The sequence below is a fragment of the Paenarthrobacter sp. TRD_SC_7 genome (assembly GCF_056156245.1).
In genome coordinates, this window is sequence record NZ_CM149587.1 from 2,946,068 (window position 1) to 2,970,212 (window position 24,145).

Sequence of the window (24,145 nt, forward strand, 5' to 3'; positions counted from 1 at the left end):
AGGAGTATATATGCGCAAACTTGTACCCGGACTGGCAGTATTGGCTGCCGCGTCCTTGGCATTGGCTGGCTGCGGCAGCCAGGCTCCGGCGGCGCAGCCGGCGTCCGGCCCCATCACCGGCGAAGTCAGCCTGCAGACCTGGTCCCTGACGCCCAAGTTCACCGCCTATCTTGACGAGGTCATCAAGGGTTTTGAGGCCAAGTATCCTGGCACGAAGGTCACGCTCGTGGACCAGCCAGGCGACGGATACGCAGAAAAGGTCCTCACCCAGGCAAGCTCCGGCACGCTTCCCGACGTCGTGAACATCCCGCCTGATTTCGCACTGCCGCTGGCCCGCCAAAACATGCTGTTGGACGTTTCAATTGTCGACAAGACTCTGGAGGACACGTATGTTCAGGGCGGGTTGGATGCTTTCAAGTACAAGGGACTGGACGGCACCTTCGGGTATCCCTGGTACCTGAATACGGACGTCAATTACTGGAACACCGAGAAATTCGCCGCCAGCGGTCTGGATCCTGCAAAACCGCCCCGGACCACCGACGAATTGTTCGCCCAGGCAAAGATCATGCACGACGCATCAGAGGGCAAGGAGTACTTGCTCAGCCGAAAGCCTGGAATTGAGGACTTCACCCGCGCAGGGATCAGCGTTCTCGCCGATGATGGTCGGAGCGTAGCTTTCAACACTGACAACGCCGCCGCCCTGCTGGACCGGTACCGGGACGCCTTCAAGGCTGGCTACATGCCCCCTACGGTGCTCAACAACGACTATTTGGGGAATTCCCAGCTCTTTACGGAAGGCAAGGTCGCCTGGACCACGGGTGGCGGCAACAGCATCCCCAGTTTCGAAAAGGACAACCCAAGCCTTAAAGGCAAAGTCATCGCCACCCAGTCGCTGGACGTGCCTCCCCTGTACGTCCAGGGCATGGGCGTAAACGCCAAGAGCAAAAACCTGCCTACGGCTGTGGCCCTGGCCCAATGGATGACGAACGCCGAGAACCAGGGCAAGTTCGCCCATCTGGTGAACATCTTCCCCAGCACCAAGTCATCCTCCAGCGACCCCTATTTCTCCCAAAGCGACGGCACGCCCGCCAGCGACGCCAAAGTCTTGGCGTTCAAGACATTGGACACGGCAAAGAACCTGACACCGTACGAAATCAATGAAGCCATGAGCGACATCCTCAGCCAGCAGATCGCCTTGGCAATCCGGGGCGACGTGCCCAGTAAGAAGGCCCTTGATGACGCAGCCGAGCGGATCAACAAGATGCTTGCCCGTGGATAGGCGGGCGGAAACACCATGAAATCGCACCGTCTCCTCACTCCCTGGGTGCTGATAGTACCGGCGCTGCTCTGGCTGCTGGTTTTCAGTATCTGGCCTTCACTGAACACCGTCAGGCTGTCATTCACGAACAGCAAGCCTCTGGGCGGCGGCGAGTTCGTGGGGCTCCGCAACTATCAGGACCTACTTCAGGACAGCCAGCTCGCTAACGCCCTGCTCAACAGCGGGATCTATATGATCCTCTGCCTGCCGCTGCTGACTATCGGGCCGCTACTGATTGCCATCCTGATCCAAAAGAAGCTGCCCGGCATCACTTTTTTCCGTACGGCCTTCTACACCCCCGTGATTGCTTCCGCAGTGGTCGTCGGCCTCATCTGGACCTGGCTGCTGGATGACCGCGGACTAATCAACAATATGGCCACCAGCCTGGGTGTCCTCCAAGGACCTTTGCCCTTCCTGACGGACCGCTGGCTGGTGTTGTTCAGCGCCATCAGCCTCACGGTCTGGAAAGGCCTGGGGTACTACATGATCATTTACGTGTCCGCCCTAGGCAACGTGCCTAATGAGCTGCACGAGGCCGCGGCGGTAGACGGGGCAGGGGCGGTGCGCCGGTTCTTCAGCGTCACGTTGCCCAGCTTGCGAAACACGATCGTTCTTGTCAGCATCCTGGTCTCGATCTCAGCGCTGCGGGTGTTTTCCGAGCTTTACATCCTCACCGGCTCCACGGGCGGTCCCGGCGGCCAGGACATGTCCGTCGTCATGCTCATCCAGCAGTACGCCAGGGGCTTCTACGGCGACCTGGGTTACGCCTCCGCCCTGAGCATCGTGTTGTTCTTCGTAACGATCGTCCCCATGCTCGTTCTTGCCAGGATCAACAGGAAGACGAACGAATCATGAGCCTGCAAAGCCTTCAGAAGCCCGCACCGCCGCCCCTGCAGGGGACGGATACGATAACCCGGACCAGGCGTCGGCGCGGACGCGGCTTCAACAGCACATCCTGGCAGGAGGTAGTAGTCCGCTACACCCTGTTGGTGTTCGTCCTGTTCATTTGCATCGGACCTTTCCTCTGGCAACTCTCCACCTCCCTGAAAGACTCCGGGGAAGACATCTACACCGCGGCCCCGTCGTTCATCCCCGAGCAGCCCACTCTGGCCAACTATGGTGCTGTCTCTGACGCCATTCCGGTCCTTGGCTACATCGGAAATTCCTTGGTGGTGGCCGCGCTGTGCATCACCGGGAATGTGGTGGGTGCCACTCTGGCAGGCTTCGCCATGGCCCGCTTGAAATTCCGCTTCCGGAAGACAGTGATCGGCCTTTTCCTCGCAACCTTGATCCTGCCTGGCGAAGCTACCATCGTGTCGCAGTTCGTCACCATCCGGGATCTGGGCCTCGCGGACACTCTGTTAGGTGTGGCCCTGCCGGGGATGATCGCAACGCTGAACGTGTTGCTCATGTACAACGCATTCCGGTCCCTGCCAGAGGAAATCGACCAAGCGGCCATCATGGACGGCGCCAACGTCTGGCAACGATTGCGCTACATAGGTTTGCCCTCGGTTAAGGGCACGCTGGCGGTGATCATCATCTTCACCTTCATCGGTGCATGGGATGACTTCCTCTGGCCACTCATCGTCCTGACGAACCCCGAGAACTTCACCCTAACCATTGGGCTGCAGTACCTGGCAAGTACCTTCGGCACCGACCAACGAATGATCGCAGCCGGCACGATGATTGCGTTCATCCCGGTCGCGGTTGTCTTCGCCGCCGTGCAGCGGTGGTTCTTTAAGGGAGTAGGAGAAGGAGCCATCAAAGGATGAGGGTGGGATCAACGACACAGCGCCCCCACGATTGGCCTGCCCAGGCCTGCTCTTCAGACGCGTGCCGACAAGGGACAGGCATCTGACCTTTAGACCCATGCGTGAGCTAAAAACACCACCGCATGAGGCTAAACACCTACTACTTGAAAAGTGAACCGGGCTAACCCGGGCGAAAGGCATTCATGCATGACGACATCCCACTGACCATCGGCCGCGCCAAGCGCGTTCTGGAGGAGCGGATCCTCCCGGCCATCCACTCGGTCTCGGTCCCGCTCACCGTCGATTGGAACGAACTACCCGGAGAACCCATTTCTGCCACGGCAGCAATGGATCTGGACTATACGGCCTACAAGGTAGGCGAACCATGGGGAGCGGCATGGGGCACCACCTGGTTCCGGTTGCAAGGCATGATCCCTCCTGAATGGGCAGGCCGGCAGGTGGAAGCCATCGTTGACCTTGGGTTTGACAAAAACATGCCAGGTTTTCAATGCGAGGGTCTTGTCTACCGCCCGGACGGAACCCCGGTAAAGTCGCTCAACCCCAGAAACCAGTGGATTGAAGTCTCCGGCGCCGCCCACGGTGGCGAAACAATCGAGTACTTCCTTGAGGCCGCAGCCAACCCGGTGCTGCTCGACTACCACCCTTTCCTGCCCACCCGTGAAGGTGACATCCAAACATCGTCCCCTCGAAAGTTATATACGACGCGCCGGATGGACCTCGCCCTGGTCGAGCACGAAGTACACGAGCTGGGACTCGATATCGAGGTGTTGCTCGAACTTCAGGCCGAACTGCCAGCAGGGCCACGCCGGATGAAGATCCTGCAGGCATTGGACGATGCCCTTGACCGGCTCGACCTCCAACGCATACCGGAGACCGCTCAGGATGCCCGAGACGCCCTGGTCGAAGTCCTGAGCAAGAGCGCTCACGAAAGCGCCCACGAGATCTCCGCCATCGGACACGCCCACATTGATTCCGCCTGGCTGTGGCCCGTTCGCGAGACCATCCGAAAAGTGGCCCGCACGGCGTCGTCGATGACCGAACTCATCGATCAGGACGAGGATTTCCTCTTTGGCATGTCCAGCGCACAGCAATACGCATGGCTCAAGGAACACCGCCCCGAAGTCTACAAACGGGTCAAGGAAGCCGTCGCAGCCGGACGATTCCTTCCGCTGGGCGGGATGTGGGTCGAAAGCGACACCGTCATGCCGTCTGGAGAGTCCCTGGTTCGACAGTTCCTGTACGGCCAGAAGTTCTTCAAGGAAGAATTCGGCATTCAGAGCCAAGGTGTGTGGTTGCCGGACAGCTTCGGCTACTCACCTGCGCTGCCACAGCTGATGCGCCGCGCGGGTTTCAAATGGTTCTTCACCCAGAAGATTTCATGGAACCAAGTGAACAAATTCCCACATCACACCTTCCTGTGGGAAGGCATTGACGGCTCCCGCGTTTTCAGCCATTTTCCCTCCATGGACACCTACAACTCCCAGCTATCTGGACAGGAGGTTGCTAAGGCCTCGCATCAATTCCGCGAGAACCGTCTTGCCTCCGGATCCATCGCACCCGTGGGATGGGGCGACGGCGGAGGGGGCACGACGCGTGAAATGACGGGAAAAGCCCGTCGGCTCACCAACCTCGAAGGCAGTGCGAAAGTCCGATGGGAGCACCCCGATGCCTTTTTCGAACGCGCAAAGGACCAACTTACCCACCCGCCTGTCTGGGTAGGAGAACTCTACCTTGAGCTCCACAGAGCGACCCTCACGTCCCAGCATCAAACAAAGCAAGGCAACCGGCGCAGCGAGCACCTGCTTGTCGAGGCCGAGCTGTGGGCGTCCACCGCTGCGGTCCAGGCAGACTTCGAGTATCCCTACGACGAGATTGACGCCCTGTGGAAGCAAGTCCTGCTGCAACAATTCCATGACATACTCCCTGGCACCTCCATCGCCTGGGTCCACCGCGAAGCTGTTACCGAGTACGAACGCATCCGCCGTGCAACCGAGCAGATCATCGTCCGTGCAGTGCGGGCACTCATCGGACAGGGAGACCGCACGGTTGCTCTTAACGGCGCTCCGTTCAACCGGGACGGTGTCACGGCAGGCGGCGGAGCTGTGGTTCCCATCGAGGACTTCCCCGATTCAGGTGTTGTGCACGTGTCCGAGGTCGAAGGCGGCTTCGTCATGACCAACGATTTAGTCACTGTAACCATCTCCCCTCAGGGGCTCATCACCTCCGCCTTTGACCATAAGAGCGGGCGGAATGTGATCGCGCCGGGTCTCGAAGGAAACCTGCTGCAGCTGCACCAGGACTTCCCCAATATGTGGGACGCCTGGGACGTCGACCGGTACTACCGCAACACCGTCACCGATCTTCGGGACACCGATGCTATCGCGGCGTCCGTCGGAAACGATGGGACCGCTCGTGTCGTCGTGGAGCGTAGCTTTTCGAACTCCTCCGTTCGGCAGGAACTCATCCTCGCGCCCGGATCACGAGTGCTTCAGATCAACCAGGTGACGGATTGGCACGAAACCGAGAAATTCCTCAAAGTTGCTTTCCCCTTGGATGTCCGCGCCGAACACACCATCGCCGAAACTCAGTTCGGCCATCACAAGCGCGTCACCCACACCAACACAAGTTGGGAAGCAGCGAAATTTGAGGCCTCCATGCACCGCTTCATCCTCGCGGAGGAACCCGGATTTGGAGCCGCGCTGGTGAACGACTCAACATACGGCTTCGACGTCACCCGCGATTCCGCCGAGACCGGAGTAACAACCAACATTCGCCTGTCACTGCTGCGCGCCCCCCGATTCCCGGACCCGGAAACGGACCAGGGCCGACAGACCCACGGCTACGGCCTTGTCATCGGTGCGGACATCGCCAGCGCAACGGAGGCAGGCGCCCTGCTCAACACGCCTGAACGCCGGATGGAAGGAAACCACGGATTCACTCCCCTTGTCTCAGTGACCGGCAGGGGCCTCGTGTTATCAAGCGTAAAGCTGGCAGCTGATCGGACAGGGGACCTGGTAGTTCGGCTCTACGAGTCCGAAGGGAGGCGGACACACGGAAAATTGACCGTACACACCCCCTTCTGCCAGGCATCAACCGTCACCCTGCTGGAAGAAGAACTCGACAGTGCCACTACCGTTGCCGCCGACAGCAGCGGGAACATACCGGTGACACTTACTGCTTTTGAGGTGCGCACCTTCCGGTTCCGCCTCTCCGGATAATCCTGCGTTGGGCACCTGCGAACACGTATCTCCTCGACCGAAAGACGAAACCGTGCCTTCGCGTTTTCAGAGAGCACTATCCACACAACAAAGGACAGGCATGCACATGAAAGCAAACTTTAGAAGCCGTTGGCGGCTGGCCACGCTCGCAGCAGCAGTTGCGGTCGCCGCGGGCCTCATGGTGGCACCGCCAGCAACCGCCACCGCCGACGAGCACCGCGTGGTGGTTTACTACCAGACGCAATACCATGACGATCGCTATGTCTCCCCCAAGCCGTTGACCGACAAGAAGACCGGTCTGACGGACATGATCGTTGCCGCGATTCACGTCAACAGCACTCCCGGGGACATCCGGCTAAACGACGACGTCCCCTCGGACCCAAAGTTCGACCCGATGTGGCAGGAACTCGAGGAGATGAAGCTCAAGGGCGTCAGAGTTCTTGGAATGCTCGGCGGAGCCGCCCAAGGGACCTATCAGAGACTGGAACCGGAAACCTTCGATACCTACTACCCGGCTCTGAGGGAGATGATCGCCAAGTACAAACTGGACGGTATCGACCTGGATGTTGAAGAGGACATGTCCATTGCCGGCATCCGGCACCTCATCGACTCACTTAAAGCCGACTTCGGCGAGGGCTTCATCATCACCATGGCCCCAGTAGCCACGGCCCTCAGCGGTGGCGGGAACTTGTCCGGGTTTAATTACGAGGAACTTTACTCCACCCACGGCCGCTCCATCAGCTGGTTCAACACACAGTTCTACTGCGGATGGGGCAATCTGGCCTCCCCGGAGGGATATGAAGCAATCATCAATCGCGGAATAATTCCTGCCAGCAAGGTGGTCGCGGGTACCTACACCACCACGGAAGGATGCTCCGGATATGTTCCCATGGCCACACTTACAAAGACGATAAAATCTCTGACACGCACCTACCCGCACTTCGGCGGAGTCGCCTCCTGGGAGTATTTCAACTCCCTGCCCGGAGGAACGAGTGCACCTTGGAAATGGGCGGCACATGTCAGCCGCGCCATGAAGCCGTAATCAAAGCAAAATGAGGAAGGAAACAGGCGTGCCAGCAGGCCCCGGGACAACAAAAACTATCATCGGTGTTGACATCGGCGGATCCAGGACCCGCGGTCTTATGTGGCGCGACGGCACCGTCAAGGCAGACATCACAGTTGGCAGCGTCAACGTACAAAACGTCCCGGTCGCCGAAGCCCAAACCAATCTGGCACGCCTGTTTCACGGCATACGGGGAGCAGACAACCCTGCATGTCGGTGCCGGCGGCATAAACACGGATGCGGACGCCGAAGCGCTCTCCGCCCTGATAAGGCCCCTAATGCCATTGGCCTGTCTAACGCTTACCGTGAATGCCGCCGGCTACGTCTAGTGCGATCCGATCAGGGTTAGACGAATGCGGATTTGCCGGTGACGGCACGGCCGACAATGAGGGAATTGATCTCATAGGTCCCCTCGTAGGTGTACAGGATTTCGGCGTCCCCCAGCAGCTTGCCCATTTCATAGTCGCTGCTTATCCCGTTTCCGCCGAGCAGGGATCTGCCCATGGCTACCGAAGCCCTTGCCATTCGAGTGGTGGTTGCCTTGCTCATGGCAGCTTGGACCATCTCCAGCTTTCCATCGGTCTGTATCCTCGCCAGGTGTGCCATTAATCCGAGGGATGCGGTGGCGTTCCCAATGATCTCGGCTAACTGTTGCTGTACCAATTGGAACTTCGCGAGTTCCCGACCGAACTGCTTTCGCTTCAACGAGTAGGCGCGGGCGATATCAAACGCCGCGAGTTGGATGCCAGCGGCCTGCCACCCTACCCATGCCCGGGAATCCCGCAAGAGGTCGTTTGCTTTGGAGAAGTTGGTCGCTCCCGGCAGGAGGTTTGCTTCGGGAATCCGGACTGACTTCAGTTCAATGTGGGCGTTTTGCATGATCCGCAAACCTATCTTGTTGCAGATTTTCGTTGCTGAGTATCCAGGGCGATCCGTCTCAACAATGAAGCCTTTAATCTGCCCGTCCGCGACATCCCGGGCCCAGACCAAGGCGAAGTCGGCAATGGTTCCCGAGCCTATCCAGTGTTTTGCACCATCGATGACCCACTCCCCGCCTTCAAGGCGGGCCGTAGTCTCAACGCCGCCGGCGATATCCGAACCATGGTCCGGCTCCGTGAGGGCAAAGGCGCCGAGTTGCCGGAATGAGGTCAGGCCAGGGAGCCAACGGTCTTTTTGGGCCTGCGATCCCAATGCACTAATCATTCCCACGATGAGTTCGTTGTGAATGCCTACCAGGGCTGACAGTGAGACGTCCGCCCGTGCGACCTCAACATATACGAGTCCCTTAAACAGGACTGACGTTCCATCTGTTTGCAAGCCTCCCAAGCCATAGGCTCCGAGCCTGGCCAATAGCTCGAACGGGAACTCCTCCCTGTTCCAGTAGTCAATGGTTGCTGCCCGGACGTCCTCCTGGAGAAATCTACGGATGTCCAACAACCGGGAACGCTCGGCGGGTGGGAGCAGATCCAAGATATGCATCATGTCGCCATCAGGGAAAGGCGGCGGTGTGGTTGGCGCCGCTTCGTCGGGCAGGTTGCGAACTCTTTCTTCCAGTTTCATGAGCATGTGTCCCTTCATCCTTGACAGGAGTAGCTTGACTGGGCTTACTGGCAGCAGAAACGCACCATGCACTCATGGTAGGACTTTCTAGTAGATACTAGGAAGTCCTACTAAAAGCCTGTTTAGGCAGACATAGTGTGCGTTGATGCACAGGAGGCGAAACGTTGGACTTTAAAGGACTTCCAAGCGCAGATGATCTTCTCGTCCTGCTCACTGTTGCCCGATTGGGTAGATTCAACGCGGTCGCTGAAGCGCTGGAAACCACACACACCACCATCTCAAGGCGGATCATCGCCTTGGATAAACGTCTGGGCGGCCGCACCCTGGAACGCACCCCCTATGGTTGGGAGCTTACCGAGTTGGGACGACAGGCGGTCGCTGCGGCAGAGGGCGTTGAGCGAAGCTTGGGAGGCCTTGCGGCCAGTTTGGATCGTACTGCCGATTCACTCTCGGGTTTGGTCAGGATCAGCACCCCCGACGTATTCGGACCCATGTTCGTGACGCCGGCGCTCGTGCGGCTTCAGCGCAGAAACCCCTTGCTCCGGATCGAAATGCTCAATGCTACACGCAAGCTCAGCCGGAACAGGTCGGGAGTGGATCTTGAGATTGTCGCCGGCATCGTCGAGGCGGGGAGAACCGAGACAATCTTCCTTGCCGACTACGTCCTCCGCCTTTATGCCAGCCCAAATTACCTGAAAGAGCGCGGGACGCCCCAAACACTTCCAGAGCTTCAAAGCCACAGGTTCGTGTCCTACGTGGAGTCGCTTCTTCAAGTTGTCGAAATAGGGCACCGTTCGCAAACCCTGACAGACACTCCGGCCAACTTTCAGGCGACCAGCCTTTTTGCCCAGCTGGAAGCGGTTCGTCATAACGGCGGAATCGGCCTCCTACCCTCCTTCATGGTCTATGGCCTGCCTGGTTTCGTCCCGGTACTGCCGCACGATTTTGAACGACGGGTGAGCTTCTGGGCCGCGGCCAGACCAGAATCACTTCGCTCCCCTGCGGTCCAGGCCGTCATCAAAGCAGTTCTGTCCGAAGTCCGCAGCCGCCAGGACGAGATGCTGTCTTAGCGGTCGCAACAAGGCCAACCCGTCACGGATGCCATGTGCATGCATGCACATGGCATCTGCTTTAACTGTCCTTGTTTGCACCGTTGAGGCAGTGGGACGCTAAATCAGCGATTCAGCAGACAGCTGGAACCCCTTGACCTTCGACCACATGATGGATCACCCCGCCCAATAGAACCTCGGCCGCGTGATCCACAAGCAAAGGAGCACTACATGGTCAACGTACTCACGCACTACATTGGCGGAACCCGCACGGAAGGCACGTCCCAGCGCTTTAGCGACGTCTATGACCCCTGCACAGGCCAGGTGAAGTCACGTGTCCCGCTTGCTACCCCCGCAGAGGTAGGTGAATCTGTGGCCAACGCCGAAAAGGGCCACGCGGAATGGTCGGCCATGAATCCGCAGCGCCGCGGCAGAATCCTGCTGAAGTTCGTGGGACTCGTCAATGATCATTTGGACGAGCTCGCGGAATTGCTCTCTTCCGAGCACGGCAAGACCTTTGCTGATGCGAAGGGGGACATCCAGCGCGGCCTCGAGGTCGTGGAATTCTCAGCTGGAGCCGCTGCTCATTTGTTGAAGGGTGAGTTCTCCGACAGTGTCGGGACGGGAATCGACGTCCACTCTCTGCGGAAACCGCTCGGTGTCGTTGCAGGCATCAGTCCATTCAATTTTCCGGCAATGATCCCACTGTGGCAGGCCGGACCCGCGTTGGCGGCCGGCAACGCCTTCGTCCTCAAACCCTCCGAACGCGATCCCTCCGTTCCTCTTCGTCTGGCGGAACTACTCACCGAAGCAGGGTTGCCGGACGGCGTGTTCAATGTGATCAACGGCGACAAGGAAGCCGTGGATGCGCTCCTTGAGGACCCGCGCGTCAAGGCAATTGGCTTCGTCGGCTCAACACCGATCGCCCAGTACATCTACGCTACCGCCGCCGCTCAGGGCAAGCGCGCCCAGTGCTTCGGCGGCGCCAAGAACCACATGGTGATCCTTCCGGACGCCGATCTGGATATGACAGCTGACGCCTTGATCGGCGCGGCCTACGGCTCCGCGGGCGAACGCTGCATGGCGATATCAGTCGCAGTGCCGGTGGGCGAAAAAACGGCCGACGCGCTTGTTGCCAAGCTCACAGAGCGTATCAACAAGCTCACTGTCGGCCACAGCATGAACAAGGACAGCGACTTCGGTCCAGTCATTGCTGGATCAGCGAAGGAACGCATCGAGTCCTACATCTCCGCGGGCCAGGACGCAGGAGCGACACTGGTGGTTGACGGCCGCGGGCCCACCGTGGAGGGCTACGAAGGGGGATTCTGGGTGGGCCCCACCCTGTTCGACCACGTGACGCCCGACATGAGCATCTACAAAGAGGAGATCTTTGGTCCCGTGCTGAGCGTTGTCCGTGCCGAGGACTACGACGAAGCACTGCGCTTGTGCAACGAGCACGAGTTCGGCAACGGCGTCGCGGTCTTTACACGCGACGGCGATGCGGCGCGCGACTTTTCCAGCCGGGTAGAAGTCGGCATGGTGGGCATCAACGTGCCGCTGCCGGTCCCGATTGCCTACTACACCTTTGGCGGCTGGAAGTCGTCGGGCTTTGGCGATCTTAACCAGCATGGACCGGATGCGTTCCGGTTCTACACCAAGACCAAGACTGTCACCAGCCGTTGGCCGTCGGGCATCCGCGGGGGCGCCAGCTTCGTCATGCCTGCCGGAAGCTGACCATGCCCACCGACCAAGTCCTCTTCGAACGTCGAGGCCAGCTCGGCACCATCTTGCTCAACCGGCCGCGGAACATCAACGCGCTGACCCCGCAGATGGTGGAAGCCATGCTCGCCAAGCTTGGGGAATGGGCCGAAGACGACGCAGTTAAGACGGTCCTGGTGAGGGGAACCGGGGAACGCGGCTTCTGCGCCGGCGGCGACATCGTGGCGATCTACCGAGACATGCTCGACGACGGCGGCAGCGCCACTGCGCAGTTCTGGGCCAGGGAGTACCGTCTCAACTCCTTCATCGGCCGCTACCCCAAACCGTACCTGGCGTTTATGGACGGTCTGGTACTTGGCGGTGGTGTGGGCATCTCGGCCCACGGCTCCCACCGAATCATCACCGAACGAACACGGATGGGCATGCCGGAGACAACGATAGGTTTCGTTCCCGACGTCGGGGGCACCTACTTGCTCGCGGCAGCCCCCGGGGAGTCAGGGACACATGCGGCCCTGACAGGTGCCCACCTCGACGGCGCCGACGCCCTGCACCTTGGCCTCGCTGATCACTTCGTTCCGAGCGACAGGCTGGACGCACTTGCGACGGCGCTGGCAGAGGAAGCCGCCGACGACGCCGTCGCCTACTTCGTCCAGGAGCCGCCGCCCTCCAGCCTCGCGGCGGAGAGAACCTGGATAGACAAGGCGTACGCGACCGACGACGTCGGCGAAATCGTGCGTCGTCTACGGACCGCATCTGTACCGAAAGCGGCCCACGCAGCGGACACTATCGAGGCCAAGTCACCGACGGCGCTCAAAGTCACACTTCAGGCACTAAGACTTGCGCGGGCACGGGACCTGGCTCTTGAGGAAGCGCTGGACATGGAATACCGCATCGCTCTCCGTCTTCTGGAAGGCAATGACTTCCGAGAGGGCATTCGCGCACAAGTCATCGATAAAGACCGGAGTCCCCGCTGGAACCCAACAGCCACGGCCGATGTGACCAAGGAGATGGTTGCGGCATGCTTCGCCTCCCTCGGCCGGCGTGAGCTCGGGCTTGGCAACCAGTTGACGCCTCCGAAGCCAGCAACCCACCAATTTTCAACTTTTTCAGGAGTGTGAAGCATTCCATGTCTGCATACGCTGACGCTTACTCACGCAGTATGGCCGACCCCCGATCGTTCTGGCTCGAAGCCGCCGACGCGATCGACTGGTATGAAAAACCCCATCGCGCGCTCGACGACTCCGAGGCTCCATTCTTCACCTGGTTCCCGGACGGCGTACTCAACACGTGTTACAACGCGCTGGACCGCCACGTGGCCCAAGGGAAAGGTGACCGGCTGGCCCTCGTCTGGGAATCGGCCATGGCCAACCGAACAGAACGCTATACATACACCGAACTCCTTGACCGCGTCAGCCGGTTCGCAGGCGCCCTTCGCAACTTGGGCGTTGGTCGCGGAGACCGCGTGCTGATCTACATGCCGATGGTGCCCGAAGCCGCCATTGCGATGCTGGCATGTGCTCGGCTCGGCGCGATTCATTCCGTGGTCTTTGGAGGTTTTGCCGCTCCTGAACTTGCCTCGCGAATCGACGACGCCGAGCCAACAGTCATCGTGGCTGCATCCTGTGGACTGGAGCCAGGCCGTGTTGTGGAATACACCCCGATCATCCGGGCTGCATTGGAAAAGACCCGCCACCGTCCCGATTCCACGATCATCCTTCAACGTGAACAGTCGATGTCGGAACTGGGAGAAGGCGAATTCGATTGGAATGCAGTCATTTCCGCTGCCGAACCGGCCGAATGCCAACCGGTCATGTCGACCGATCCCCTCTACATCCTTTACACCTCTGGAACCACCGGAAAACCCAAAGGTGTAGTCCGGGACAACGGCGGCCACGCCGTCGCACTGGCCTGGTCCCTGCCCAACGTCTACAACGTTCAACCAGGGGAGACCATGTGGGCGGCCTCAGATGTCGGATGGCAGGTCGGCCACACTTACACGGTGTACGGGCCACTCATTTGCGGTGCCACTACTGTCATGTTCGAGGGAAAGCCTGTTGGAACTCCCGACGCCGGTGCGTTCTGGCGCATCATCGAGAAGTACAAAGTCAAAGTACTGCTCACTGCACCCACGGCCATCCGGGCAATCAAACGCGTTGACCCCGAGGGGAAGTGTTTGGCCGGGTACGACCTCAGCAGTCTGGAGACCCTGTTCCTCGCAGGCGAAAGGCTTGATCCAGACACTTACTCGTGGGCCGGCACCATCCTGGGCGTTCCGGTGGTCGATCACTGGTGGCAAACGGAAACCGGATGGCCTGCATGCGCGAACCTCCGAGGTCTGGAACCTATGCCCCTCAAGCCGGGGTCGCCCTCGGTTCCTGTTCCCGGGTTCGACATTCGAGTGCTCTCCTCGGTCGGCAATCCGGTGGAGGCCGGCACGGAGGGAATGCTTTGTATCAAGTTGCCGCAACCCCCGGGCATGCTGAGCACCCTTTGGAAAGACAAGGAACGCTATCGCAAGGCGTACTTAAGCCAGTTTGACGGGTACTACCTCACCGGCGACAGCGGCCTGATCGACGTGGACGGATACGTGTTTGTCATGGGCCGCACTGATGACGTCATCAACGTTGCCGGCCACCGTTTGTCCACTGGGGTCTTGGAAGCGGTGTTGGCTGCTCATCCGGCCGTCGCCGAATGCGCGGTCATCGGAGTGCCGGACCCGTTGAAGGGACAGGTGGCTCGGGGCTTCGTGGTCTTGAAAGCCGGGGCCAGCATCGCGGAGGGCACTTTGCGGGAACAGATCATCGCCTCTGTCCGCGCAGAGGTCGGACCGGTTGCGGCCTTTCGCGAACTCTACGTCGTGGACGGCCTCCCCAAGACGCGCTCGGGGAAGATTCTGCGCCGCAGCATGCGCGCAATCGCCGAAGGGCGCGATGAAGCGCTGCCCGCGACCATCGAGAATCCCGAAATCTTCACTTCGCTTAGCCCAATACTTCAAGGTAAGCCCGCCAACAATTAGTCGATCGAGCTTGGAGACCCTTCCGATGGGTCACGGGCTCTGCCCCAATGCGAGACCACAAGCACTCATCGAAACGCGAGGAAAAACTTATGACAACACGAATCGCCTTTATCGGACTGGGCCACATGGGTGGTCCAATGGCAGCCAATCTGGCACAGGCCGGATATGAGGTAACCGGGTTTGACCTGGCAGCTTCCTCCCTCGATCAGGCCCGCACCAACGGGATCAGAATTGCGAAATCCGCGGTATCGGCCGTTGAGGCTGCCGATGTGGTCATCACGATGCTCCCAGCGGGCCGCCATGTTCTGGAACTTTACTCAGGGACAGCTGATTCTGCCGGGCTGTTGTCGGCAGCCTCCCCCGGCACCCTCTTTATTGACTGCTCCACCATTGCGGTGGGAGATTCCCTGTCCGCACACGAGTTGGCGGCTTCGGCTGGCCAACGGTGCCTGGAGGCTCCTGTTTCCGGCGGAGTCGCCGGCGCCGCTGCCGGCACATTGACGTTCATGGTTGGAGGACTTGCCTCTGACTTTGCCCAAGCGGGCCCGCTGCTCGATACCATGGGCAAACGGAAGGTGTACTGCGGCGGGCCCGGAGCCGGCCAGGCAGCCAAAATTTGCAATAACATGATTTTGGGCATCACTATGATCGCCGTCAGCGAAGCCTTTGTCTTGGGTGAGCAACTTGGGGTTGGCAACGACGCACTGTTCGATGTGATGGCAAATGCGTCCGGTCAGTGCTGGGCGCTGACCTCCAACTGCCCCGTACCAGGTCCTGTGCCTGCCAGCCCGGCGAACCGCGATTTCCGCCCTGGTTTCGCGAGTGCCCTCATGGCCAAAGACTTGGACCTGGCAGCCGACGCGCAGGCTTACGTCGGCCTGCAGGACGTTGGGCTTGGGGGAAGGGCTGCCGACATGTATCGCGCGTTTTCCGACGGCGGGGGTGCAGAACAGGATTTTTCTGCAATCATCAACGCCATTAGGGCCAAGGCAGCCGAATCAGACTTCGCCGATCAGCCCACGGTCACTGCAACGGGCGCCTCAACCTGGGCATGATGCACGACGTCGTTGCAGCAGCCGAAAAACTGGACGCGGACGCCGATACTGCCAAATTTGGTCAGCCTGAGATCAACTTGGGTGTCATTCCAGGCCATGGACATGATACTCACTGGTCGTATGATTGGGGCAGAAGAAGCTGAACGTTCAGGTTTGGTGAGCCGGGTTGTGCCAGCGGCGCAACTCATGTCGCAGGCTCCGGAGACAGCAACCGCCATCTCCAATCTCTCGGCCCCCGCAGCCGCTTTGGCAAAGGATTCGGTCAATATGGTCTTTGAAACAAGTCTGGAAGCTGGCATCCGCTTTGAGAGACGCGTATTTCACTCACTGTTTTCCACGACGGACCAAAAAGAAGGTATGCACGCCTTTATTGAGAAGCTTCCGCCGAGCTTCCTACACCAGTAGCGGGTATGGTCATGCAGCCTAACGACTATTACCGCCCCGATGACCGTGAGTTGCTCCGCGCTGCGATGCGCGAACTGGCCCATCAATTCCGCCCTGCAGTGTTGTTCGGTGGAATGGTGGCCGGCAACAGCCTCCAGCTCTCGGATTTCCTCGGCACGACGACGGCCAGCCTGCGCAACGTCAGTGTTTTTCCTGGCACTGGTCTGGGTGGCCGGGTTGTCAGTCAGCGCCAGCCCTACCTTGTGACCGACTACATCGGTTCCGATCGGATTACCCACGAATACGATGCTGCGGTCAAAGACGAGGGCATTAGGTCGCTGACCGCGGTCCCGGTTCTAGTACGGGGCGAGCCGCGCTCCGTGCTGTACGTCGGAAGCCGCGAGAGCACCCCCCTCGGTGAGCGCGCCATGGAGAATGCCATGGCTGCGGCCACGGCAATCGCTTCGGAACTCCGCATCAGGGATGAGGTGGACCGGCGAGTGTCCGTCATGAACCATGTCCAGGCCGAACCATCCTTGGCGTACGACCTCAACTGGCTGGAGGAAGTCCGGCAGGCACACGCTGAGTTGCGGTCACTTGCCAGCATTGTCACGGATGTACACCTGGCGCAGCAGCTCGATGGCATCGGCGCGCGTTTGGCCCCGTCACCCGCCAGCGGGAAGGAGCCCCTCGTGAGGCTGGCACCACGGGAACTGGATGTGCTGGCTCAGATTGCCCTGGGCTGCTCCTATGCCGAAACGGCAGACAGGCTGAGTCTGAAGCCTGTCACCGTGAAGAGTTACCTTCAAAACGCCATGGCCAAGCTTTCGGTACGTAACCGGCTCGAAGCGGTGTCGGCGGCACGGAGGCTCGGTCTGCTGCCGTAGTAGTTAGTCGCCGAAACGGCTGTCCCTAAGTCCTCCCGGATTCCCGGGAGGACGTTCCTGTTTCGGCCCCTGGTTCCCGGGACCTCCGTGAAGCATTCAAGCATCAACGAATGCGGGGCCGCCTATGTGTCGGCAGCCCCGATTCGTCCAGTGGGATATCTATACCACCGTCGTACGGTCTTCCGTCAGGGTTGCACCGGGACGTTCTTCAAGTCCCGACTTTTCCTTGTTGGGCAGGGCCATGGTGCAAGCGATGCTGAACACGCCAATCGCGGCGAGCAGAACACCGATGCCCCAGCCTCCTGTGCTGGTAATCAGCTGTGCGGCGACGAGCGGAACAATTCCACCGCCCAAGACGCCGGCGAGGTTGTAGCCCATGCCGGCACCGGTGTAGCGGTACTTTGTCTCAAACAGCTCGGGAAGGAGAGCACCTGCCGGGCCGTAGGCGATCGCGAAAATCACAAGAGTGACCGTGAGGCCTATGCCGAAGGCCAGAACAGTGCCCGTGTTCAGCAATGGGAACAGCACCAGGGACCACGGCACAGCGAAAATGCAGGACGCTGCGATGACCTTTTTGCGACCGAATCGATCGGAAAGAATGCCGGAGGCCAGCGTAGCGGCGGCGACGAAGACTGAGGCGATGATTCCAGTGGTAAGGACAACTGGACGGCTCAACTGCAGACCGGTGGGACTTGTGGCGTAGCTGGTCAGGAACGCCGTTCCGATGTAGAAGAGGGCAAACAGCAGCGTCAGGGAACCGCCGGCCAAAAGAATTTCTTTGGGCTGGCCCTTGATGGATTCCACGATGGGCAGCTTGGCAGTCGTTTCGGGGCGGTTGGCATTCCTGAACACCGGGGTTTCCTCGATGCTGGTCCGCACCCAGAAGCCCACCAGAACCAGGACGGCGCTGAGAATAAAGGGCACCCGCCAGCCGATGGTGATAAATGCCTCGGACTTATCGCCCAGGGTGAGGCTGGTAACCAGGAACGTGCCGCTGGCCAGCGCGAAAGCCACCGATGGACCGAGCTGCGGGAAGGAGCCGAACAGTCCTCGTTTGCCTTGGGGCGCGTATTCGGCCGTCAGCAGGGTGGCCCCCGCCCATTCCCCGCCGACAGCCAAGCCTTGTACGAATCGAAGTACCACCAGCAGGATCGGCGCTGCAATGCCGATGGTGCTGGCATCCGGGATCAGGCCGATCATCACCGTGGCGATCCCCATCATCAGCAGGGTTGTGATCAGCGTCTTTTTGCGTCCGATCCTGTCGCCATAGTGCCCGAAGATGATTGCCCCCACCGGCCGCGCGATGAACGCGACGGCGAAGGTGCCGAAAGATGCGACAGTCCCGGCGGCGGCACCTAAGGCGGGAAAGAAAACTACCGGAAAGACCAAGGCCGCTGCCGTTCCGTAGATGAAAAAGTCGTAGAACTCGATCGTGGTGCCGGCCGCACTGGCGAACGCTACTTTCCTGAGCGTCTTGCGGCTGTGAGGCGGTGAGTATGCATGGGATGAAGCTGAGCTCATGGGAATCTCCTTTGATGTCCGGCTCGTTTTTCTCACAATGTGATGCAGAGCACCTTAGCGAGAAGCGAGGACATCCAACTACCTCCCGAAGGAGGTACTCATGAATATTGCATCAATGTATACATAGGACGGCCAATTGCTCTTGTTATTGCCATTATGTCGCATCCATGTATACAGTGTGGGCATGCGTGCCAGTGATCGGGCCTATGCGGCCCTTCGTGAGGACATCATTGAGTGGCGCCTGCGGCCGGGTAGCGTCTTGGCGGAGGTGGAGCAGTCCGAGCGTCTTGGGGTGTCCCGGACGCCGGTGCGGGAGGCGTTGGGCCGGCTGACTGCTGAGGGGTTGACGACGGCGGCAGGGGGCCGCGGGGTCGTCGTGACCGATATTTCGCTGGAGAGCATCGACGAGTTGTTCGAGCTGCGGGAAACCCTTGAGGTCAGGGCCGCTGCCCTGGCTGCCCAGCGCGGCGAGCCGGGTGTGTTCGCCGAGTTGCATACCCAACTGCTGCTGGCACCTGAACTGCTCCGGGACGACGACCCGGCACGGCACGAGTACTACGCCTTGGTGGGCCGCCTGGATGAGGCGATTGACGCTGCGGTCTCCAATTCCTACCTGGCCCAGGCGATGCGGAGCCTCCGGGTCCATTTGGTCCGGGTCCGCAGGCTCGCGGCCGATGACGCCGCACGGCTCCACGCCGCCGCAGCGGAGCACGCCGCGATCGCGGAGGCCATCGCCGCGGGCAACCCGCGGCTGGCCGAGGCGGCCACCACCGTCCACCTGCACCGCAGCCTCACCCACGTCAAAGCCACCCACAGCACTGCCCTCAAACACCCTGCCTAGCGTCACCTGCCTGGAAACACCACTGCCGAGAAGGAGCATCATGGTCAAGAACCACCACGTCCGCGTCTACAAGTCCGAAGAGAACCTGCCCCGCGAGGAGCAGTTGGCGCACAAGATCGCCGTGGTCGCCGCCGACCCCGTCGAAGTGACGCCCGAGGTCACTGACATGGTGATCAACCGGATCATCGACAACGCCTCCGTCGCCATCGCCTCGCTGAACCGGGCCCCGATTGTCGCAGCCCGCGCCCAGGCCCTGACCCACGCCCCGTCCGCGAACGGCAAAGGCGCCCGCGTGTTCGGTATCACCGATCAGGTCTCCCCCGAATGGGCTGCCTGGGCGAACGGGGTGGCGGTGCGGGAACTGGATTACCATGACACGTTCCTGGCTGCGGATTACTCCCACCCCGGGGACAACATCCCGCCGATCCTGGCCGTCGCCCAGCACGTCGGTTCCAACGGCAAGGATCTGGTCCGTGCCATCGCCACCGGGTACGAGATCCAGGTGAACCTGGTCAAAGCCATTTGCCTGCACCAGCACAAAATCGACCACGTCGCCCACCTCGGCCCCTCGGCCGCGGCCGGGATCGGCACGTTGTTGGGTTTGGATGTTGAGACGATCTTCCAGTCCGTGGGCCAGGCCCTGCACACCACTACCGCCACCCGGCAATCCCGCAAGGGCGAAATCTCCACCTGGAAAGCCCACGCACCGGCGTTCGCGGGCAAAATGGCCGTCGAAGCCGTGGACCGTTCCATGCGCGGCCAAACCTCCCCCGTGCCGATCTACGAAGGCGAAGACGGCGTGATCGCCTGGCTGCTCGACGGCCCGGACGCTTCCTACGAAGTCCCCCTGCCCCTGCCCGGCGAGGCCAAGCGCGCCATCCTGGACACCTACACCAAGGAACACTCCGCCGAGTACCAGGCCCAGGCCTGGATCGACCTCGCCCGCAAGCTCAACCGCGAGCACCCCGAAACCACCGACCCCGCCAACGTGGCCTCCGTGCTGATCAAAACCAGCCACCACACCCACTACGTCATCGGCTCCGGCGCGAACGACCCCCAGAAATACTCCCCCACCGCGTCCCGCGAAACCCTGGACCACTCCATCCCGTACATCTTCACCGTCGCCCTCCAAGACGGTACCTGGCACCACGTGGACTCTTACGCCCCCGAACGGGCTACCCGTCCGGACACCGTGGACCTCTGGCAGAAGGTCACCACGGTCGAGGACCCGGAATGGACCCGCCGTTACCACTCCCTGGACATCTCCGAGAAAGCCTTCGGCGGCACCGTCGAAATCACCCTCACCGACGGCACCGTCATCACCGATGACATCGCTGTCGCCGACGCGCACCCGCTCGGTGCCCGGCCCTTCGCCCGGGAGCAGTACATCCACAAGTTCCGCACCCTCGCCGCCGGTCTCGTCGAGGACGCCGAAATCGAACGGTTCCTCACCGCCGTCGAACGCCTCCCCGAACTCGGGACAGGTGAACTGGACCAACTGAACATCACCGCCGCCCCCGGCATCATCAACCTCGAAGCAGCTCCGAAGGGACTGTTCTAAATGCTGTACTCCACAACCACACCCGAACAGAAAAGGCTGCGCCTCAGGGAGCTGCTGGCCTCCGGGACCGTGCAGCAATTCCCGGGCGCGTTCAACCCCCTCTCCGCCCGGCTGATCGAGGAAAAGGGCTTCGCCGGGGTCTACATCTCCGGCGCCGTCCTCGCCAACGACTTGGGTTTGCCCGACATCGGCCTGACCACCCTCACCGAGGTAGCCACCCGGGCCGGGCAGATCGCCCGCATGACCGACCTGCCCTCCCTCGTGGACGCCGACACCGGCTTCGGTGAACCCATGAACGTGGCCCGGACCATCCAGGAACTCGAAAACGCCGGCCTGGCCGGCTGCCACATCGAAGACCAGTTCAACCCCAAACGCTGCGGCCACCTGGACGGCAAAAACGTCGTCGACATCGACACCGCCACCAAACGCATCCGCGCCGCAGCAGACGCCCGCCGCGACCCGAACTTCCTCATCATGGCCCGCACCGACATCCGCGCCACAGATGGAATCCAGGCAGCCCAAGACCGCGCCAAAGCATTGGTTGACGCCGGCGCCGACGCGATCTTCCCCGAAGCAATGCGCGACCTGGACGAGTTCCAAGCCATCCGCGACGCCGTCGACGTGCCCATCCTCGCCAACATGACCGAATTCGGCAAAAGCGAACTCTTCACCGTCAACCAACTCCAAACCGTCGGCGTGAACATGATCATCTACCCCGTCACCCTCCTCCGCATTGCCATGCGCGCTGCAGAGGAAACCCTCGAGACAATCCAACGGCTGGGCACACAAGAGGTACGGGTCGGGGAAATGCTCACTCGTGCCCGGCTCTACGAACTCGTCGACTACGAGGCATACAACCAATTCGATACCGGCGTTTTCAACTTCGCAGTACCGGGCGTCCGGTAACGCATTCGACACAGAACAAAGGAGTTCAAACATGCCTGAATCAGAAATCCGCAGGGGCCTTGCCGGCGTCGTGGTGGACTACACCGCCGTCTCGAAGGTCAACCCGGACACCAACTCTCTGCTGTACCGCGGGTATCCAGTCCAGGAACTGGCCGCCAAGTGCAGCTTCGAAGAGGTCGCCTACCTCCTGTGGAACGGCGAACTGCCGAGCACAGCCCAGCTGGTTGAACTGCAGGGACATGAGCGCAGCGGCCGTGAGCTTAATCCAGTCCTCCAGCGGGTGATTGATGAACTGCCCAAAACTACGCACCCCATGGATGTGTGTCGAACGGCCGTTTCCGTTCTGGGGACCTTGCATCCCAGGGCTGAAGATTCCTCCCCCGCAGCGAATATGAAGAAGGCCATCGACCTGTGGGCTGCCATGCCCGCCGTGGTGGCCTACGACCAGCGCCGCCGCCGCGCACAGGATCTTGTACCGCCGAGGGATGACTTGGGCTACTCAGCGAATTTCCTGTGGATGACCTTCGGCGAAGAACAGGTTCCGGAGGTGGTGGAGGCGTTCAACGTCTCGATGATCCTGTACGCGGAGCACTCCTTCAACGCCTCCACCTTCACCGCCCGCGTCGTCACCTCCACGCTCGCTGACCTGCACTCCGCCGTCACCGCGGCGATCGGCGCACTGAAGGGTCCGCTGCACGGCGGAGCCAACGAAGCCGTGATGCACACCTTCGACGAGATCGGCATCCGCAGCGAAGAATCCCTCGAGGAAGCCGCCACCCGCGCCCGGGCCTGGATGGAAGACGCCCTGGCCCAGAAGAAGAAGGTCATGGGCTTCGGGCACCGCGTCTACAAGCACGGCGACTCCCGCGTGCCCACCATGAAAGCCGCCCTGGACAAGATGATCGCCCACTACGGACGACCCGAACTCCTGGGCCTGTACAACGGGCTCGAGCAGGCCATGGACGAGGCCAAGGCCATCAAGCCCAACCTCGACTACCCGGCCGGACCCACCTACCACCTCATGGGCTTCGACACCCAGACGTTCACCCCGCTCTTCGTCGCCAGCCGCATCACCGGCTGGACCGCCCACATCATGGAACAACTGGCCTCGAACTCACTGATCCGCCCGCTGAGCGAATACAACGGTGCGGAACAACGCTCACTGTGATGTCGCCGTCGAGCCCCTGAACTGGTGGTGGGGCACCGGATGATCACCCGGATCATCACATCTATCGCAACGTTTCGGTGCCTCACCCCCGCTTTTGATCCTGCCCTCGCAGCCTGAGCCCCTAATGAAGAGGAGCCAACCCGTGGACTTGCACCTACAACCGGACTGGGGACGACTCCTGGGCCAGCACGTGGAAATCCGCCAGGGTGGACACTTTGTCCGAAGCGGCATCGTGGATGCCGTGATGCCCGACGACTCGATCATTTGGCTTTCAGCCGAGGGGCCATGGCTCCGGGAAATGGTCGAAAAGTCAGGCAGCAGGGAGGTCTTCGCCCGCTATGAGTGGGATGTCCCGAAAACAGCACACCCTTGACCACCATCAACACACACCTAAGGACGACTGACATGAAACTGTTGATTATTGGCGCCCCGGGCTCCGGAAAGGGCACGCAGGCTGCCCTCATCTCGGAAGAGTTGGGAGTCCCCGCGATATCCACCGGTGATATCTTCAGGGAGAACGTCAAGAACTTGACCCCGTTAGGGCAAAAAGCCAAGAACTTCATGGACAGCGGGGACTTCGTGCCCGACGCGATCACGAACGAGATGGTCCGGGAGCGCCTGCGCGAAAACGATGCCGAACAAGGATTCCTCCTGGACGGTTACCCGCGGACAGTGGCTCAAGCTGACTACCTGGATGGTATTCTCAATGCCGAAAAACCGGGAATCAGCGCCGTACTGCAGCTTGTCGTCCCCGACGACGAGCTCGTATCCCGTCTACTGGCCCGTGCGGCCGAATCGGGACGGACCGACGACACAGAACAAGTCATCAAGCATCGACTCGAGCTGTACCACCAGCAAACTGAACGGGTTGTCTCGCGCTACTCCGAGCGCGGCATCCTGGTCAAAGCCAATGGCACCGGTTCCATCAGCGGTGTCCTGGAACGTGCGCTGCACGCCATCACAGCGGCCAGTTCAGGCACACCGTCGATGGTGTGACAGCACGTCGTTCTGCACTCTACAAGGCGCTACCCGCGGCCCGACTGAGCAACGATACCCGTCCAAGCTGTGCTTGGCCCCGGTTGTATTGACGGCCGAGGCTTGTGCCAT

19 protein-coding genes and 1 pseudogene are annotated in these 24,145 nt (G+C 60.7%); 18 read left to right on the top strand and 2 right to left on the bottom strand.

Translation table 11 applies throughout. From position 1 onward, the window contains the following. Positions 1 to 10: 10 nt before the first annotated feature. The 5 genes from AC0J5Z_RS14300 (at position 11) to AC0J5Z_RS14320 (ending at position 7,350) form a co-directional block, all read left to right on the top strand. Positions 11 to 1,279 (top strand): ABC transporter substrate-binding protein, encoded by a 1,269-nt coding sequence (locus AC0J5Z_RS14300; RefSeq protein ID WP_475033345.1) that lies wholly within the window; start codon positions 11 to 13, stop codon positions 1,277 to 1,279. A gap of 15 nt (positions 1,280 to 1,294) precedes the next feature. Further along, positions 1,295 to 2,173, top strand: a complete 879-nt coding sequence (locus AC0J5Z_RS14305) for a carbohydrate ABC transporter permease (RefSeq protein WP_475033347.1) — start codon at positions 1,295 to 1,297, stop codon at positions 2,171 to 2,173. Further along, the gene (locus AC0J5Z_RS14310) at positions 2,170 to 3,090 is read left to right on the top strand and encodes a carbohydrate ABC transporter permease (RefSeq protein WP_475033349.1); all 921 of its coding nucleotides are present in this window, start codon (positions 2,170 to 2,172) and stop codon (positions 3,088 to 3,090) included. Before AC0J5Z_RS14305 ends, AC0J5Z_RS14310 begins: the two co-directional genes overlap by 4 nt. Before the next feature lie 182 nt (positions 3,091 to 3,272). Then, positions 3,273 to 6,308, top strand: a complete 3,036-nt coding sequence (locus AC0J5Z_RS14315) for an alpha-mannosidase (protein WP_475033351.1) — start codon at positions 3,273 to 3,275, stop codon at positions 6,306 to 6,308. A 106-nt stretch (positions 6,309 to 6,414) separates the two neighbouring features. Next, positions 6,415 to 7,350, top strand: coding sequence for a glycosyl hydrolase family 18 protein (locus AC0J5Z_RS14320; protein ID WP_475033353.1), 936 nt, complete (start codon positions 6,415 to 6,417; stop codon positions 7,348 to 7,350). A 366-nt stretch (positions 7,351 to 7,716) separates the two neighbouring features. On the opposite strand, the gene AC0J5Z_RS14325 is transcribed toward AC0J5Z_RS14320, so the two are convergent. Then, a complete protein-coding gene (locus AC0J5Z_RS14325; protein ID WP_475039708.1) occupies positions 7,717 to 8,931 on the bottom strand; it encodes an acyl-CoA dehydrogenase family protein in 1,215 nt (404 codons plus the stop codon). A gap of 164 nt (positions 8,932 to 9,095) precedes the next feature. Here AC0J5Z_RS14325 and AC0J5Z_RS14330 point away from each other — a divergent pair, with 164 nt between their 5' ends. The 7 genes and pseudogenes from AC0J5Z_RS14330 (at position 9,096) to AC0J5Z_RS14360 (ending at position 17,041) form a co-directional block, all read left to right on the top strand. Beyond that, complete coding sequence (locus tag AC0J5Z_RS14330; RefSeq protein ID WP_475033355.1) at positions 9,096 to 10,001, top strand: LysR family transcriptional regulator; 906 nt, start codon at positions 9,096 to 9,098, stop codon at positions 9,999 to 10,001. Between the two features lie 210 nt (positions 10,002 to 10,211). Next, a complete protein-coding gene (locus AC0J5Z_RS14335; protein WP_475033358.1) occupies positions 10,212 to 11,714 on the top strand; it encodes a CoA-acylating methylmalonate-semialdehyde dehydrogenase in 1,503 nt (500 codons plus the stop codon). A 2-nt stretch (positions 11,715 to 11,716) separates the two neighbouring features. Beyond that, entirely contained in the window at positions 11,717 to 12,817 is a 1,101-nt protein-coding gene (locus tag AC0J5Z_RS14340; RefSeq protein WP_475033361.1) for an enoyl-CoA hydratase/isomerase family protein, read from the top strand. A gap of 8 nt (positions 12,818 to 12,825) precedes the next feature. Then, positions 12,826 to 14,715, top strand: coding sequence for a propionyl-CoA synthetase (locus tag AC0J5Z_RS14345; protein ID WP_475033365.1), 1,890 nt, complete (start codon positions 12,826 to 12,828; stop codon positions 14,713 to 14,715). 47 nt (positions 14,716 to 14,762) lie between these two features. Beyond that, entirely contained in the window at positions 14,763 to 15,770 is a 1,008-nt protein-coding gene (mmsB, locus tag AC0J5Z_RS14350; protein WP_475033367.1) for a 3-hydroxyisobutyrate dehydrogenase, read from the top strand. After that, a pseudogene (locus AC0J5Z_RS14355) lies at positions 15,749 to 16,175 on the top strand (enoyl-CoA hydratase-related protein); the annotation flags it as partial. The gene mmsB and the pseudogene AC0J5Z_RS14355, both read left to right, overlap by 22 nt. A gap of 5 nt (positions 16,176 to 16,180) precedes the next feature. Beyond that, entirely contained in the window at positions 16,181 to 17,041 is an 861-nt protein-coding gene (locus AC0J5Z_RS14360; protein ID WP_475033372.1) for a helix-turn-helix transcriptional regulator, read from the top strand. A gap of 159 nt (positions 17,042 to 17,200) precedes the next feature. Here AC0J5Z_RS14360 and AC0J5Z_RS14365 read toward each other — a convergent pair whose 3' ends face one another. Next, positions 17,201 to 18,562: an MFS transporter gene (locus AC0J5Z_RS14365; protein ID WP_475033373.1), complete on the bottom strand. Its 1,362-nt coding sequence runs from the start codon at positions 18,560 to 18,562 to the stop codon at positions 17,201 to 17,203. A gap of 184 nt (positions 18,563 to 18,746) precedes the next feature. On the opposite strand from AC0J5Z_RS14365, the gene AC0J5Z_RS14370 reads away from it, so the two are divergent. The 6 genes from AC0J5Z_RS14370 to AC0J5Z_RS14395 all read left to right on the top strand — a co-directional run bounded on the left by AC0J5Z_RS14370 (position 18,747) and on the right by AC0J5Z_RS14395 (position 24,034). Beyond that, positions 18,747 to 19,403 carry a GntR family transcriptional regulator gene (locus AC0J5Z_RS14370; protein WP_475033377.1) on the top strand — a complete coding sequence of 219 codons (657 nt, stop codon included), beginning with the start codon at positions 18,747 to 18,749 and terminating at the stop codon, positions 19,401 to 19,403. A gap of 40 nt (positions 19,404 to 19,443) precedes the next feature. Continuing rightward, positions 19,444 to 20,964: an MmgE/PrpD family protein gene (locus AC0J5Z_RS14375; RefSeq protein ID WP_475033380.1), complete on the top strand. Its 1,521-nt coding sequence runs from the start codon at positions 19,444 to 19,446 to the stop codon at positions 20,962 to 20,964. Further along, on the top strand, positions 20,965 to 21,870 hold the full coding sequence (gene prpB, locus AC0J5Z_RS14380; protein ID WP_475033382.1) for a methylisocitrate lyase: 906 nt from the start codon (positions 20,965 to 20,967) through the stop codon (positions 21,868 to 21,870). It abuts the gene before it with no gap. A 31-nt stretch (positions 21,871 to 21,901) separates the two neighbouring features. Next, positions 21,902 to 23,038 carry a bifunctional 2-methylcitrate synthase/citrate synthase gene (locus tag AC0J5Z_RS14385; RefSeq protein WP_475033384.1) on the top strand — a complete coding sequence of 379 codons (1,137 nt, stop codon included), beginning with the start codon at positions 21,902 to 21,904 and terminating at the stop codon, positions 23,036 to 23,038. A 142-nt stretch (positions 23,039 to 23,180) separates the two neighbouring features. After that, entirely contained in the window at positions 23,181 to 23,411 is a 231-nt protein-coding gene (locus AC0J5Z_RS14390; RefSeq protein ID WP_475033386.1) for a hypothetical protein, read from the top strand. A gap of 32 nt (positions 23,412 to 23,443) precedes the next feature. Beyond that, positions 23,444 to 24,034, top strand: a complete 591-nt coding sequence (locus AC0J5Z_RS14395; protein ID WP_475033388.1) for an adenylate kinase — start codon at positions 23,444 to 23,446, stop codon at positions 24,032 to 24,034. Positions 24,035 to 24,145 lie beyond the last annotated feature (111 nt).